Annotated in this window: 11 protein-coding genes; 8 read left to right on the plus strand and 3 right to left on the minus strand. The window is 74.4% G+C overall.

What is annotated here, in order from left to right; translation table 11 throughout:
• Position 1: 1 nt before the first annotated feature.
• From ACN260_RS19830 to ACN260_RS19850, 5 genes are all read left to right on the plus strand, one after another.
• The gene (locus tag ACN260_RS19830; protein ID WP_422752513.1) at positions 2-838 is read left to right on the plus strand and encodes a hypothetical protein; all 837 of its coding nucleotides are present in this window, start codon (positions 2-4) and stop codon (positions 836-838) included.
• Positions 835-2640 carry a class I SAM-dependent methyltransferase gene (locus ACN260_RS19835; RefSeq protein WP_422752514.1) on the plus strand — a complete coding sequence of 602 codons (1806 nt, stop codon included), beginning with the start codon at positions 835-837 and terminating at the stop codon, positions 2638-2640. Before ACN260_RS19830 ends, ACN260_RS19835 begins: the two co-directional genes overlap by 4 nt.
• Positions 2641-2756: 116 nt before the next feature.
• Positions 2757-3485, plus strand: coding sequence for a cytidylyltransferase domain-containing protein (locus tag ACN260_RS19840; RefSeq protein WP_422756763.1), 729 nt, complete (start codon positions 2757-2759; stop codon positions 3483-3485).
• Complete coding sequence (locus tag ACN260_RS19845) at positions 3482-4570, plus strand: PseG/SpsG family protein (protein WP_422756764.1); 1089 nt, start codon at positions 3482-3484, stop codon at positions 4568-4570. Before ACN260_RS19840 ends, ACN260_RS19845 begins: the two co-directional genes overlap by 4 nt.
• Positions 4571-4583: 13 nt before the next feature.
• The gene (locus ACN260_RS19850; protein ID WP_422752515.1) at positions 4584-5216 is read left to right on the plus strand and encodes an alpha-ketoglutarate-dependent dioxygenase AlkB; all 633 of its coding nucleotides are present in this window, start codon (positions 4584-4586) and stop codon (positions 5214-5216) included.
• Between the two features lie 22 nt (positions 5217-5238).
• Here ACN260_RS19850 and ACN260_RS19855 read toward each other — a convergent pair whose 3' ends face one another.
• Complete coding sequence (locus tag ACN260_RS19855) at positions 5239-7728, minus strand: DNA gyrase/topoisomerase IV subunit A (protein WP_422752516.1); 2490 nt, start codon at positions 7726-7728, stop codon at positions 5239-5241.
• Between the two features lie 38 nt (positions 7729-7766).
• A complete protein-coding gene (locus tag ACN260_RS19860) occupies positions 7767-9824 on the minus strand; it encodes a DNA gyrase/topoisomerase IV subunit B (RefSeq protein WP_422752517.1) in 2058 nt (685 codons plus the stop codon).
• 312 nt (positions 9825-10136) lie between these two features.
• On the opposite strand from ACN260_RS19860, the gene ACN260_RS19865 reads away from it, so the two are divergent.
• A complete protein-coding gene (locus ACN260_RS19865; RefSeq protein ID WP_422756765.1) occupies positions 10137-11393 on the plus strand; it encodes a hypothetical protein in 1257 nt (418 codons plus the stop codon).
• 69 nt (positions 11394-11462) lie between these two features.
• Here the strand turns inward: ACN260_RS19865 and ACN260_RS19870 are convergent, their stop codons facing one another.
• The gene (locus ACN260_RS19870) at positions 11463-11918 is read right to left on the minus strand and encodes an RrF2 family transcriptional regulator (protein ID WP_422752518.1); all 456 of its coding nucleotides are present in this window, start codon (positions 11916-11918) and stop codon (positions 11463-11465) included.
• Between the two features lie 146 nt (positions 11919-12064).
• Between ACN260_RS19870 and ACN260_RS19875 the strand changes: the two genes are divergently transcribed.
• A complete protein-coding gene (locus tag ACN260_RS19875; protein WP_422752519.1) occupies positions 12065-13282 on the plus strand; it encodes a globin domain-containing protein in 1218 nt (405 codons plus the stop codon).
• A gap of 240 nt (positions 13283-13522) precedes the next feature.
• Entirely contained in the window at positions 13523-14740 is a 1218-nt protein-coding gene (locus tag ACN260_RS19880; protein WP_422752520.1) for a glycosyltransferase, read from the plus strand.
• Positions 14741-14791 lie beyond the last annotated feature (51 nt).

Genomic DNA, 14791 nt, shown 5'->3' on the forward strand with positions numbered 1-14791 from the left:
GATGCACCACGCGAACCACTTCTACGGCCACGCCCACGTGCTGGCCCGCTACTGCGGGTTGGGCGACGGCCACCCACCCCGGATCAACGGGTACGTCCAGCACGGCTGGAACATCGGCGACGGGCTCGCCCCCGGCCACCCGTACGCCGAACGCACCCCCAGCCTGCTCTGGTCGGAGCAGACCCGGCGGCGGGCCTGGTCGGTGGGGCGGCGCAACGTGGTGGTCATCGGCGCGCCCTTCGCCTACCTGCTCGACCTACGCCGCGACGACCCGCCGCCGGCCGCCCGGGAGGGCACCATCTGGTACCCGTTCCACGGCTGGGAGGGCCAGCACGTCAAGGGCGACCACCGGGAGCTGATCGCCCGGATCAGGGACACCGAACCCGGCCCGGTCACCGTCTGCCTCTACTGGCACGAGTACGGCATGCGCCGGGTCCGCCGGCTCTACGAGAACGCCGGCTTCCGGGTGATCTGCCACGGCTACCGGGGGCACTGGTGGCGCGACACCGACCCGCTGTTCCTCGACAAGCAGCTCACCGAGCTGCGCCGGCACGCCCGGGTGGCGTCCAACCGGCTGACCAGCGCCATCTTCTACGGCATCGCCGCCGGCTGTGAACCGGCCGTCTACGGCGACCCGATGATCCTGGCCAAGGAGGACCCCACCTTCGGCGGCACCGCCCGCATCCGCCGGCAGTGGCCGCAGCTGCACGGCGAGTCGGTGGACCTGCCGACCGCCGTCGGGATCGCCCGCGCCGAGCTGGGCACCGACCACCGCTGCACCCCCGCCGAGCTGCGTGAACTGCTCGGCTGGGCGCATCCCGCAGGAGGAACGAGTTGACCACTGGAACCACCGCCCCCGTCGTCCTGCCCGGCGGGGAGATGCTGGCCTGGTCCGACCTGCCGGAGCAGCGGCTGGCCGACGGTGGCCCGCTGGGCGCGCTGGCCGCCCGGGTCGTACCGGCCGGGGCACGGGTGCTGCTGGCCGGGCCGCACGACCCGGCGCTGCTCGACCGCCTCGCCCACGCCGAGGTGACCTGCCTGCTGCGCAGCCACCCGGACGCGGTGGCCCTGGCCGACCGGGCCGCCCGGGTGATCGTCGGCGGCCCGACCGGGCTCGACCCGGCCGACACGTTCGACGTGGTGGTGGCCGGGGCCGGGCTGGACGCCGTCGAGTCGGTCGAGGGCGCCCGGTTGGGCTGGACGGGGGTGCTGGCCCGGCTGGCCGCCGCCCTGCGCCCCGGCGGCACCCTGCTGCTGCGCCTGGACAACCCGCTGGGGGTGTCCCGGCTGGTCTCCCCCACCCCCTGGTACGCCGACCGGGGCGACGCGGCGTGGAGCATCGGCGGGGTGCTCGACGCGGGCCGCCCGGCCAACCGGGAGCAGTTGCGGGCCCGACTCGCCGAGGCGGGGCTGACCGCCGACGCCGGCTACGCCGCGTACCCCGGTCCGGGTGCCCCGACGGCCCTGGTCGCCACCGACGCGCTGGAGCGGCGGCCCAGCTCGGGGCTGCTCGACGCGGTGCTGCACGGTGCCTGCGCGGGCGGGTTCGCCGCCGGCCCGGTGCTCCAGGACCCGGCCCGGCTGGTGGTCGACGCGCTGCACGCCGGGCTCGGCGCGGCGCTGGCCCCCGGCTGGCTGACGCTGGCCCGCCGCCCCGGCCACGACACGTCGACAGGTCCGGCGCTGCCGGTGGTGCTGGTGCAGACCGGCCCGCCCGGCGTGGGGGTGGTCGAGGTGTCCGACCGGGCGGACGGCTGGCACTGGTCGGTCTCCGGCGGCGGGGCCGACCGGACCCGGCCGGCGCCCTTCGCCAGCCGGGAGGCCGCCCACCGGGACCCGGCCGCGCTCACCGGGCCGGTACCGCCGGGACGGCTGCTGCGCACCGTGCTGCTCGACGGCTGCCTGCGCCGCGACCTGGACACCCTGCGCCGGCTGCTGCGCGGCTACGCGGGGTGGCTCGCCGGGCAGGCCGACCCGGACGGGCGGCTCACCGGGGCGGTCGCGCTCGCCGACCCGGACACCGTGGTCGTCGAGGGGGACACCTTCGCGGTGCTGGACCCGAGCTGGCAGGCCAGCGAGCCGCTGGCCCTCGAGGTGGCGCTGGCCCGGGGGCTGTGGCGGTTCGCGGTCACCCTGCTCACCGGCGGCTACGCCCACCCGTGGCCGTCCACCCTGGACGTCGCCGGGTTGGCCGTGGTCCTCGGCGGCGTCGCCGGCCACGACCTGGACCGGGCCACCGTCGACACGGCCGTGGGGACCGAGGCGGCGGTCGCCGCCGCCCTGCGTGGGCTGGACGCCGACGGGCGGGGGACGCTCGCCACCGAGCTGCGCGCGGTCACCCCCACCGACCCGCCCGCCGGGCCGCGCAGCTACCAGCAGATGCGGGAGGCCTGGGTACGTCAGCGGGAGGAGCTGACCCGGCTCGCCGCCCTGCTGAAGTGGACCGAGGAACTGCTCACCTCGCGGGAACGGGCGCTGCGCCGCGCCGACGCCACGATCAACCTGCTCAGCGGCTCGCTCAGCTACCGGGTGGGCCGGCTGGCCATAACCCCGGCCCGGCTGGCCAAGCGGGGTGCGCGGGCGGCCAAGCGGCGGGCCCGCGAGGCGCTCGGCCCCAAGCCGCCGCAGGAGCAGCAGTGACCGCCCCGGCCACCCCGCCGCCGGGCCGGCCCGGTGGCACCGGTACACCGGCGACGGGCCGGCCCGGTCACGCCGGCCCCGCCGGACCGGACGCGGTCGTACCGACCGGCTCCGACCTGCGGATCGTCGGGATCGTGCAGGCCCGGATGGGGTCGTCGCGGCTACCCGGCAAGGTGCTGCGTTCGCTGGCCGGACGCACCGTGCTCGGCCGGGTGGTCCGGGCCGCCCGGGACAGCGGGGTCCTCGCCGACCTGGTGGTCGCCACCAGCGTCGACCCCGTCGACGACGCGGTGGTCGCCGAGTGCGCACGGCTCGACGTGCCCGTGCACCGGGGGCCGGTCGACGACGTGCTGAGCCGGTTCGTCGGCGCGCTCGACGCCCACCCCGGCGACGCCGTCATGCGGTTCACCGCCGACTGCCCGCTGCTCGACCCGGAGATCGTCACCCTGGTGGCGTCGGTCTACCGGGCCGTCCCCGGGCTCGACTACGCCAGCACCTCGATCGCCCGTACCCTGCCCCGGGGGCTGGACGTGGAGATCATCCGGGCGGACGCGCTGCGTACCCTGGACCGGCTCGCCGCCGACCACCACCGGGTGCACGTCACCTCCTTCGCGTACGCCCATCCGGAGCTGTTCCGGGTGCTCGGGGTGACCCTCACCCCGGACCGGTCGGCGCTGCGGCTCACCCTCGACACCGACCGGGACTGGGCGCTGGTCAGCGCCGTCGTCGACCACTTCGGCGACGTCAGCGTGCCGCTGGCGAAACTCGCCGACTGGCTCGACGGGCGGCCCGACCTGCGTACCCTCAACTCCTCGGTACGCCAGAAGCGGCTGGAGGAGTCCTGAACCCACCACGGATCGGGCTGCGCTGCGACGCCGGACCGCACACCGGCGTCGGGCACCTGGTGCGGTGCCTGGCCCTGGGCGGGGAGTTCCTGGCCCGGGGCGCCCGGGTCGAACTGTTCGGCACGGTGGACCGGGTCGGCTGGGCCGCCGCCCACCTGGCCACGTGCGGCATCCCGGTCCACCCCGGCCCGGACACCCCCGCCGGGCTGGTCGAGGCGGCCCGTACGCACACCCTCGACGCGCTCGTGCTCGACTCGTACGAGCTGGACCCGGCGGGCGCGGGGGCGCTGCGGGCGGCCGGCGTGGTCACCCTGGCCGTCGTCGACGGCGACACCCGGGGTCAGGACGCCGACCTCTACCTGGACCAGAACTTCGGCGCGGACACCCCCGAGGGGCAGCCCACCGCCGGCGCACCCGGCGACGGGCGACTGCTGGCCGGCGTCCGGTACGCGCTGCTGCGCGACACGGTGACCGCCGCCCGGCCGGCCACCCCGCCGCCGGCCAACCCGGCACCCCGCCCCCGGGTGCTCGCCTTCTTCGGCGGCACCGACGCGGTCGGCGCGGCCCCGGTGCTGACCCGGGTGCTGCTCGGCACCGGTCATCCGATGGCGTTGACCGTGGTCGTCGCCCGCCCCGAGATCGAGGCCGAGCTGTCGCGGGTCGGCACCGGGCGGGGGCAGTCGCTGCACCTCGTCGCGCCGACCGACGCCCTGCCCGCGCTGATCGGCGCGGCCGACCTGGTGGTCAGCGCCGCCGGCACCTCCACCTGGGAGCTGTGCTGTCTCGGTGCGCCCGCCGCCCTGGTCTGCGTGGTGGACAACCAGCGCGACGCGTACCGGCGGGTGGTGGCGCACGGGCTCGCCGCCGGCCTCGGCGAGCTGCCGGAACTGGCGGCACCGGGGTTGGCGGGCCGGGCCGCACGGGCGGACGCGGCCCGCACCCTGCGCACCCTGCTGGCCTCCCCCCGGCGGCGAGCGGCGCTGGCCGCCCGCGCCTGGGCCACCGTCGACGGGCGCGGCCGGCAACGGGTCGCCGAGGCCGTCCTCACCCGGATCGCCGATCGTACGGGTGTACTAAATCCCTGATAGGGTGCCGGGTATGCCGCAGGCCGCCTACCAACCGTCGATGCTCGACCTCACCGACACCGGCCCGACGCTGACCCCGCTGACCGGGCTGCGCCGCCGGATGCTCACCCGGGGCGCCTGGGTCGACCACCTGCCCGGCTGGGTGCACGGCTCCGACGCGGTCCTCGACACCCTGCGCACCGACGTCCCCTGGCGGGCCGAACGCCGCACCATGTACGACACGCAGGTCGACGTCCCCCGCCTGCTCTGCTGGTACGGCCCCGACCGCCCGCTGCCGCACCCACTGCTCACCGCCGCCCGCACGGCACTGAGCCGGCACTACGCCGCCGAGCTGGGCGAGCCGTTCGTCACCGCCGGCATGTGCCTCTACCGCGACGGACGGGACAGCGTCGCCTGGCACGGCGACACCCTCGGCCGTTCCGCGCACACCGACACGATGGTGGCGATCGTGTCGTTCGGCGCGCCCCGCCCGCTGCTGCTGCGCCCCCGGGGCGGCGGCGACACCCTGCGCTTCCCGCTCGGCCACGGCGACCTGGTGGTCATGGGCGGGTCCTGCCAGCGCACCTGGGAGCACGCCGTGCCCAAGACCACCCGCCCGGTCGGCCCCCGGGTCAGCGTCCAGTTCCGCCCCGTCGACGTCGCCTGACAGCCGACGGGGCGGCCCGTCGTCAGTCGCGTTCGATGAGGTGCCCGACGACGGTCGGGCCGAGCATGACGGCGAAGCCGGACCCGTCCCGGCGCGGATCGGCCGGCGGCAGCTCCACCGGGTCACCGGTCGCCGTCGCGCCCACCGGCCGCGCGCCGATCCAGGCCACCACCAGGTCCGTCTCACCCTTGAGGAACCGCTGTGCCCGCACCCCGCCGGTCGCCCTGCCCTTCGCCGGGTACGACGCGAACGGCGTCACCTTGACCGTCGCCCCCGTCGAGGTGACCACCATCGGTTCCCCGTGCACGGCATCGTCGGTGCGGACCGCGCCGAAGAACACCACCCGGGCGCCCGCCGGCAGGCTGACCCCGGCCATCCCGCCGCCCTTGAGCCCCTGCGGGCGGACCACGGACGCCGCGAACCGCAGCAGGGACGCCTCACTGGTCACGAAGGCCAACGTCTCGCTGCCGTCGTCGAGCCAGGTGGCCCCCACCACCTCGTCGCCCGACCGCAGCGAGATCACCTCGAACTCGTCGGAGCGCACCGGCCACTCCGGCGTGCACACCTTCACCACACCCTGCCGGGTGCCCACCGCCAGGCCCGGGGAGCCCTGCGCGGTCGGGCCGAGCGGGGCCAGCCCGATCACCGTCTCCCCCGCCGCCAGCGGGACCAGCTCGGCGGCGGCCATCCCGCCCCGCAGCGACACCGTGCCGGCCTGCTCGGGCAGCACCGGCAGCGGCAACACGTCGACCTTGAAGGCCCGACCGGCGCTGGTGACCAGGAGCACCCGACCCCGGGCCGTGGTGTGCACGACCGCGCGTACCGTGTCGTGCTTGACCCGGCCGTTGCGCCGACGCCCCTCGGACGCCTCCTCCGACTCGGCCGCGGTGCGGGCGACCAGCCCGGTCGCCGAGAGGATCACCTGACACGGGTCGTCGGCCACCTCCAGCGGCCCGGCCGGCACCGACGCGGCCAGCACCTCCTTGAGGTCCCCGTCGACCAGGGTGGTCCGCCGCGACCCGGCGAACTGCTTCACCACGGCGGCCAACTCGTCGGAGACGACCTTCCGGAGCACCTTCGGGTCGTCGAGGATCTTCGACAGCGCGGCGATCTCCCCACGCAGTTTTTCCTGCTCGGCCTCCAGCTCGATCCGGTCGTACTTCGTCAACCGGCGCAGCGGGGTGTCCAGGATGTAGGTGGCCTGGATCTCGGAGAGCTTGAACCGCTGCATCAGGCCGTCCTTCGCGGCCTGGGCGTCCTCGCTGGCCCGGATCAGCTTGACCACCCGGTCGATGTCGAGCAGGGCGATCAGCAGGCCGTCGACCAGGTGCAACCGCTCCTCGCGCTTGCGCCGCCGGTACGCGCTGCGCCGGGTCACCACCTCGTAGCGGTGGGCCAGGAACACCTCCAGCAGCGCCTTCAGCCCGAGGGTGCGCGGCTGGCCGTCGACAAGCACCAGGTTGTTGATGCCGAAGGACTGCTCCAGCGGGGTCAGCCGGTAGAGGTCGGCCAGCAGTGCCTGCGGGTTGACCCCGACCTTGCACTCGACGACCAGCCGGGTGCCGCTCTCCCGGTCGGTGAGGTCCTTGACGTCGGCGATGCCGGTGAGCCGCTTGGTCTTGGTCACCTCGTTGGTGATCGCCGCGATGACCTTCTCCGCGCCGACGCCGTACGGCAACTCGACCACGGTGATCGCCTGCCGACCCCGGCTGCCCTCCAACGGGCCGATCTCCACCCGGCCGCGCATCCGCACCACACCGCGCCCGGTCTCGTAGGCCCGGCGCACCTCGTCCAAGCCGAGCAGCAGGCCACCGGTGGGCAGGTCGGGACCGGGGACGAACTCCATCAGCTTGTCGAGGTCGGCGTCCGGATGGTTGATCAGCCAGCGGGCGGCGGAGACCACCTCGCCGAGGTGGTGCGGGATCATGTTGGTCGCCATCCCGACCGCGATCCCGGACGCCCCGTTGACCAGCAGGTTAGGGAAGGCCGCCGGCAGCACGGTCGGCTGGGTCAGCGAGCCGTCGTAGTTGGGCTCGACGTCGACGGTGTCCTCGCCCAGCTCCCCGACCAGCAGCATCGCCTCCCGGGAGAGCCGGGCCTCGGTGTAACGCGCCGCGGCCGGTCCATCGTCCGGGCTACCAAAATTTCCATGCCCGTCGATGAGCGGGGTGTTCAGCGAGAAGTCCTGGGCGAGCCGGACCATCGCGTCGTAGATCGCCGTGTCGCCGTGCGGATGGTACTTGCCCATCACGTCCCCGACGATCCGGGCGGACTTCACGTGCCCCCGGTCGGGGCGGTGCCCCTGCTCGTGCATGGACCACAGGATGCGCCGGTGCACCGGCTTGAGGCCGTCGCGGGCGTCGGGCAGGGCACGGGAGTGGATGACCGAGAAGGCGTACTCCAGGTAGGAGTCGGACACCTCGGTGACCAGCGGGTTGTCGAAGACCCGCGCGCCGGCCTGGTCGAAGGCGGACAGGTCCACCTTGGCGCGGTCGTCCTTACGGCGTGCCATCGTTCAGCTCTCTTCCCGGTGTACGGCGGCCACGGTGCTCATGCGTCGATCGCGTCGCGGTCGACCCGGTCGGAGGAGTCGATCAGCCAGTTGCGGCGCGGCTCGACCTTCTCGCCCATCAGCAGTTCGAGGATGCGCTCGGCGGCGTCGACGTCGTCGAGGGTGATCCGGCGGACCGCCCGGGTGGCCGGGTTCATCGTGGTCTCCCACAACTCGTCGGCGTCCATCTCACCGAGACCCTTGAAGCGCGGGATCGGGGTGACGATCTGCCTGCCGGCCTTCTCCAGCTTGCGGACCGTCGCCTCCATCTCGGCCTGGGTGTAGGTGTAGGTGGTCTGCGGGCTGCGCCCCTTCGTGGTGATCTTGTGCAGGGGCGGCATCGCGGCGTAGAGCCGACCGGCCTCGATCAGCGGTCGCATGTAGCGGGCGAACAGGGTGATCAGCAGGGTCCGGATGTGCGCGCCGTCCACGTCGGCGTCCGCCATGATCAGCACCCGGCCGTAGCGCAACGAGGACAGGTCGAAGGTGCGTCCCGAGCCGGCCCCGAGCACCTGCACGATCGCCGCGCACTCGGCGTTGTCGAGCACCTGCTGGAGGTTGGCCTTCTGCACGTTGAGGATCTTGCCGCGAATCGGCAGAAGCGCCTGATACTCGGCAGAACGGGCAAGTCGCCCTGTGCCGAGGGCGCTGTCGCCTTCCACGATGAATAATTCACTTCTATCGATGCCTGCGGCGCGGCAGTCGACCAGTTTGGCGGGCATCGACGCGCCCTCCAGGGCGGTCTTGCGCCGGGCGGCGTCCTTCTGCTGCTTCTGGGTCAGCCGGACCCGGGCCGCGTCGACGATCTTCTGGAGCACCGTGCGCGCCTCGGCCTTGCTGCGCCGGTCCTCCAGCCAGGCCTTGACGTGCTGCTCGACCAGGGTCTGGAGCACCTTGGTGATGCCGGCGGTGGAGAGCTCGTCCTTCGTCTGCGAGGTGAACTGCGGCTCGGGGATGCGCACGTGCACCACCGCCGTCATCCCCTCCAGGACGTCGTCCAGGGTGGGCGGGTCCTCCTTGGGCTTGAGCAGGCCCCGGGTGTTGCGGACGGCGTCGGCCAGGGTCCGGGTCAGCGCCCGCTCGAAGCCCTTACGGTGGGTGCCGCCGTGGGCGTTGCGGATGGTGTTGGTGAAGCACTCGACGGTGCGCTCGTAGCCGGTGCCCCAGCGGAAGGCGATCTCGACCTCGGCCCGGCGCTGCACGTTGGACTGCATCACGCCGTTGGCGTCGGCGGCGTTCTCCCGGTACGTCCCCTCGCCGGTGACCAGCAGGGTGCCGGAGACCGGCCGGTCACCGGCCGGCGCCAGGAACTCGACCATGTCGGTGAGCCCGTTGGGGTAGTGGAAGCGCTCCTCGACCGGCTCCTCGGCGGTCTCGTCGCGCAGCCGGTAGTCGACCCCGGGGACCAGGAAGGCGGTGTTGCGCAGTTTCATCCGGACGGCCTCGACGTCGAGGCGCGCGCCGGTCTCGAAGTAGCGGGCGTCGTGCCAGTAGCGGATCGAGGTACCGGTGCGCTGGCCCCGCTTCATCGACCCGACGACCTGCAGGCCGGGGCCGGGGGTGAACGGGGCGTCCGGGCCGTCGCCGGCGAAGACGCCGGGCACGCCGTGCCGGAAGGACATCGCGTGCACCTTGCCGCCGCGCCGGACGGTCACGTCGAACCGGCGGGACAGCGCGTTGACCGCGGACGCGCCCACGCCGTGCAGGCCGCCGGAGGTCTTGTAGCCGGAGCCGCCGAACTTGCCGCCGGCGTGCAGCCGGGTGAGCACCAGCTCGACCCCGGAGATGCCGGACTTGGCGTGCACGTCGGTGGGGATGCCCCGGCCGTCGTCGTCGACCTGCACCGAGCCGTCGGCGTGCAGGATCACCTCGACCGTGGTGGCGTGACCGGCGACACCCTCGTCGGTGGAGTTGTCGAGGATCTCGTTGACGAGGTGACCCACGCCACGGCTGTCGGTGGAGCCGATGTACATGCCGGGACGCTTGCGGACGGCGTCCAGGCCCTCCAGGTGGGTGAGGTCGTCTGCCCCGTAGAAGGTCTCAGGCTGTGCGGTCAACTGGTCGTACTCCCCGGTCTCGGCGGTGTGGTGCCGCTCACCGTCTCGATCTCCACGCGCGGCGTGCCGCAGCGAGCGTAGCCGTACGCCCCGACAGCGCCGTGCAGCCCCACGTCGGACGGCGGGTGCGCGTCCGACGGCGACAACGCCGCCGGGCGTCGGGGCCTTCCCGGGCGGGGTGCGCGCCGGGTCGGAAACGACCGTTTCCGCCATTGGACGATCGTGTTAAGAGGCATTGACGTCCATCTCGCCAAGTGATCTGATCCGGCCCGGAAGGATCTTTCACATTTCCATGGACAGATGGGGGACGTCATGTCCAGGTTCCACCGTAGCGCCCTCGCGGTGCTGCTCACCGTCGCCACGGCCGCCCTGCCGGTCGCCGCCGGCCCGCCCGCGCCGGCCACCGCCGCCCTGCCCACCGCCGCGGTCGCCCTCGGCGACAGCTTCATCAGCGGCGAGGGGGCCGGGGCGTACTCGTCGGTGACCGACGTCAACGGGGTCGCCCAGCCGTTCCCTGGCTGGTCGGCACCGAACAGCAACGCCTACTTCTGCCACCGATCACCCAACGCCTCGCTGTTCAAGGCGGACCTGCCGGGGATCGCCGACCGGTTCAACCTGGCCTGCTCCGGCGGCCAGCCGTACGACATCGCCAACGCCTCGGCCAGCCGGGCCAAGGGCCGTCAGGTCGCCGCCCAGCTCGACCAGTTGCGCGCGGTCGGGCAGACCCACGACATCGACCTGGTGCTCGTCGGCCTCGGCTCGAACAACAGCTCGTTCACCTTCGGCAGCGTCGCCGAGAAGTGCGCGAACCGGTTCATCGCCGATGCCTGGACCGGATGGTGGGAGTTCTGGGCGTACCTCGGCGGGCCGGTGGAGCAGGAGCCCTGCTCGGACGCCGACCTGGCCACCTCCGCCCAGGTCGCCGCCGCGACGGCGGAGACCACCGCGGCGGTCCGGCAGATCCTGACCACGCTGGACCAGATCGACGCCGACGGCCAGCACCGGATCGTCTTCCAGGACTACACCAACCCGCTGCCGCCGGAGCTGGCCTCGACCTACTGGGAGGAGGACAGCCGGGACGACACCCGGGACAAGTTCCGTGACCTGGGGGCCGAGCGGTACGCCGCCGGTTGCCCGATCCACCGGGCCAGTCTCGCCCCCGGCCAGCGCTTCTCGCAGGGCCTGGGCACCCTGGTCAGTTCGGTCCGCAACACGCTGGCCGCCGAGTTCCCCGCCGCCGACCTGGTCTACCTCAACGTGCAGCGGGCCTTCGACGGCGCCCGGCTGTGCGAGTCGGCGGGCAGCCCCGGCAACGCGCTGGCCACCCCGATCCGGCTCCAGGACGGCACCTCGGGGGTCTTCGTGACCAGCCTGTCCGGCTACGACAAGCTGGACATCCAGCGGATCGCGAACACCTGCGGGACGTACTTCCAGACCTGCCAGGAGTCCTGGCACCCCAGCGCGGCCGGGCACCAGGTGCTGGCTCGGTGCCTCACCGGCGCGGCGGCGACCGGCGCCCGCACGGTCTCCTGCGTCCGGTCGCCGGACGGGACGGTCCAGGTCGGCTGAACCGGCGGCCGGTGGGGTGACCGTCCGGGTCGCCCCACCGGCCGACCGGTCCGCGCCCGCCGCCTGCGTTCAGGGCGTCGCCGGGGTGCGGGCCACGGCCGGGCCGGGCGCGGGGGTCAGCAGCAGGGCCGCCGCCGGGCCGCCGGCCAGTTCCCCCAGCGGCATCTCGTCGAGTACGGCGAGGAATGCGGCCTGGGCGCGGCGGAGCTGGACCCGCAGACGGCAGCCGGCACGCAGGGCGCAGCCGGTCTCCTCGCAGGAGACCACCTCCCCCTCCCCCTCGAAGGCGCGCACGACGCGGCCGACGGTGATCCGCTCGGCCCCCTCGGCGAACGCCACCCCGCCGGAGCGGCCCCGGACGGTGAACAGCACCCCGATGCGCTGGAGCCGCTGGACCACCTTGGCCACGTGGCTGCGGGGCAGGTCCAGCCGCTCGGCCAACTCGTCGACGGTGGTGCGGGTCGACGCGGGGGCGGTGAGCATGGCGATCCGCAGGGCCATGTCCGTCGACAGGTTGAGCTTCACGGTCCCGACCCTAGCCAGCACCCCTGGCGACGGACAGGGGCCGGGCGGCGGTGACCGGCACGCCGACGGGCCCGGGACTTTCGACCCTAAGAGGAGTTTCAGATTCCTGTTTGAGTGGTCTCCGGTACCCATCTGGAGGAGGAGCCGTGCTCTCGGAGTCGTCAGCCGCCGTCGTCACCGCCACCCTGCCCGTGGTCCGGGCCCATGCCGACCGGATCACCGGCCGGTTCTACGCCCGGATGTTCGCCGCCCATCCGGAACTGCTGAACCTGTTCAACCGGGGCAACCAGGCGACCGGCCGGCAGCAGGCGGCGCTCGCCGCCTCGGTCGTCGCGTACGCCGGGCACCTGACCGGCGAGGCCGCGACCGGGTGGACGGCCGTGCTGGAGCGCATCGCGCACAAGCACGCCTCGCTGGGCATCACCGCCGGACAGTACCCGCTGGTGGGCAGGCACCTGATGGCCGCCATCGGCGAGGTGCTGGGGGCGGCGGTCACCCCGCAGGTGGCCGCCGCCTGGGACGAGGTGTACTGGCTGATGGCCTGCGAGCTGGTGGCCCGGGAGGCCCGGCTGTACGCGGCCACCGGGCTGCCCCACGGCGGGGTGGTCTGGCGCGACTGGCGGGTCACCGGGGTGACGCCGCAGGCCACCGACGTCGTCTCGGTCACCCTCGTCCCGGTCGACGGCGGCCCGGTGCCGGGCTTCGTCCCCGGCCAGTACGTCTCGGTCGCGGTGGACCTCGACGGCGGGCGCGGCCGGCAGATCCGGCAGTACAGCCTCTCCGACCGTCCCGCCGCCGACCACTGGCGGATCACCGTCAAGCGGGTACGCGGCACGGCCGGTGCCCCGGACGGGCTGGTCTCCGGTTTCCTGCACGACCACGTCGGCCCCGGCGACGTCCTGCGGCTGAGCCCGCCCTTCGGCGAGGTGAGCGCGGTGGCCGGCCAGGGGCCGCTGGTGCTGGTCAGCGCCGGGATCGGGCTCACCCCGGCAATGTCGGCGCTGGCCCACCTGGCGGCGACCGCGCCGGACCGGCCGGTGGTGCTGGCCCACGCCGACCGGGACGGTGCCGCCCACGCCCACCGGGCCGACCTGGTCGAGTTGCACTCCCGGCTGCCCCGGCTGCGGCTGCGGCTGTGGTACGAGGAGATCACCGGCGACGACGCCCCGGCGCTGCCGGCCGAGGTCACCCGGGGCCGGATCGATCCGGAGCTGATCCCGCTCTCCCCCGACGCGCACGTGCACCTGTGCGGTCCGCTGCCGTTCATGAACCGGGTCCGCGGCGGCCTGCTGCGTCGGGGGGTGCCGGTGGAGCGGATCGCCTACGAGGTGTTCGGGCCGGGGATGCTGCCCGGGGCGGGCTGAGCACGACCGGTCACGGGGCACGCTGGGCGCTCGGCCGGGCACACAAAGTTGATGTTTACCGCCTCCGCGCTGGGCAACTGGTTCGGCATGCCGGGCGGCGCGTGACGTCCGGGCATCCGCGCCGCGAGGGCGGCCGGGTGCCCGTCGCGCGCCCGGTGCGCGGGACCGGGTGATGACGCCGGCCGGTAGCCCCCGCACCGGATTCCGCCTCGCCGGTGACCGGATCACGGAGGAGGAAGCATGCGCATCGCGATGGTCTCGGGGCACGCCAGCCCGCTCGCCGTCCCCGGCGGGCAGGATGCCGTGGGGCTGCACCTCCACGTCGCCGAGCAGGCTGCGGCGCTGGCCGCCGAGGGTCACGAGGTGCGGGTCTACACCCGGCGGGACGACGCCACGCTGCCCGACACGGTGCCGACCGACGCGGGGTACCAGGTGTGGCACGTGCCCGCCGGTCCCACCCGGCCGGTGCCGGCCGACGAACTCCTGCCCCACGTGGGCGAGTTCGGCCGCTGGCTGGCCGCGCACTGGCGGCAGGCCGGCTGGCGGCCGGACGTGGCGCACGCGCACTTCTGGCTGAGCGGCCTGGCGGCCGTGCACGCCGGCCGGCGTACCGACACGCCCGTGGTGTTGACGTACCACGACCTGGGCAGCACGTACCGACGCCGCCCGGGTGGCCGGGAGCCGGTCGGCCGGGGACGGATCGGGTACGAGCGGGCGCTGGGGCGGGCGGTGGACCGGGTCGTCACCCAGTCGCACCACGAGTTGGGGGAACTGGTCCGGCTCGGGGTGCCCCGGGCGAAGCTGGCGCTGGTGCCGGCGGGGGTGGACGAGCGGCTGTTCGCCCCGACCGGGCCGGCCGTACCGCGCGACCCGGACCGGCCCCGGCTGCTCACCGTGGGACCGCTGCACGAACGCCGGGGCGTTCAGGACGTCGTGCGGGCGCTGCCCGGGGTGCCCGGTGCCGAGTACGTGGTGGTGGGCGGGCCGCCGGCCGGGTCGCTGCCGGCCGACGACGTGGCCCGCCGGTTGACCGCGCTCGCCGGGTCCTGCGGTGTCGCCGACCGGGTCCGGCTGGTCGGCGCGGTGCCCCGTGCGGAGTTGGCGGCCTGGTACCGCTCGGCCGACGTCCTGGTCGCCGCCCCGTGGTACGAGCCGTTCGGCCGCAGCCCGCTGGAGGCGATGGCGTGTGGCGTGCCGGTGGTGGGCACGGCGGTCGGCGGGATCACCGACAGTGTGGTCGACGGGCTGACCGGGGACCTGGTGCCGCCGCGCGACCCCCGGGCGCTGGGTGCCGCGGTCCGCCGGCTGCTCGCCGACCGGGTACGCCGCTTCGCGTACGCCACGGCGGCGCTGGACCGGGTGCGGGTGCGCTACTCCTTCCGGCACTGGGCCGAGCAGCTCGGCGGCGTCTACGCCGCCGTCAGCGGGGTGGGCAGGCTGGCTCCGGCGGCGGCCTGACCGGCCACGACGGCCCACCCGGGCAGCGCACGGGCCACTTATTACCGGCCG

The organism is Micromonospora sp. WMMD708 (genome assembly GCF_049315245.1).
GTDB classification, from domain to species: Bacteria; Actinomycetota; Actinomycetes; order Mycobacteriales; family Micromonosporaceae; genus Micromonospora; species Micromonospora wenchangensis.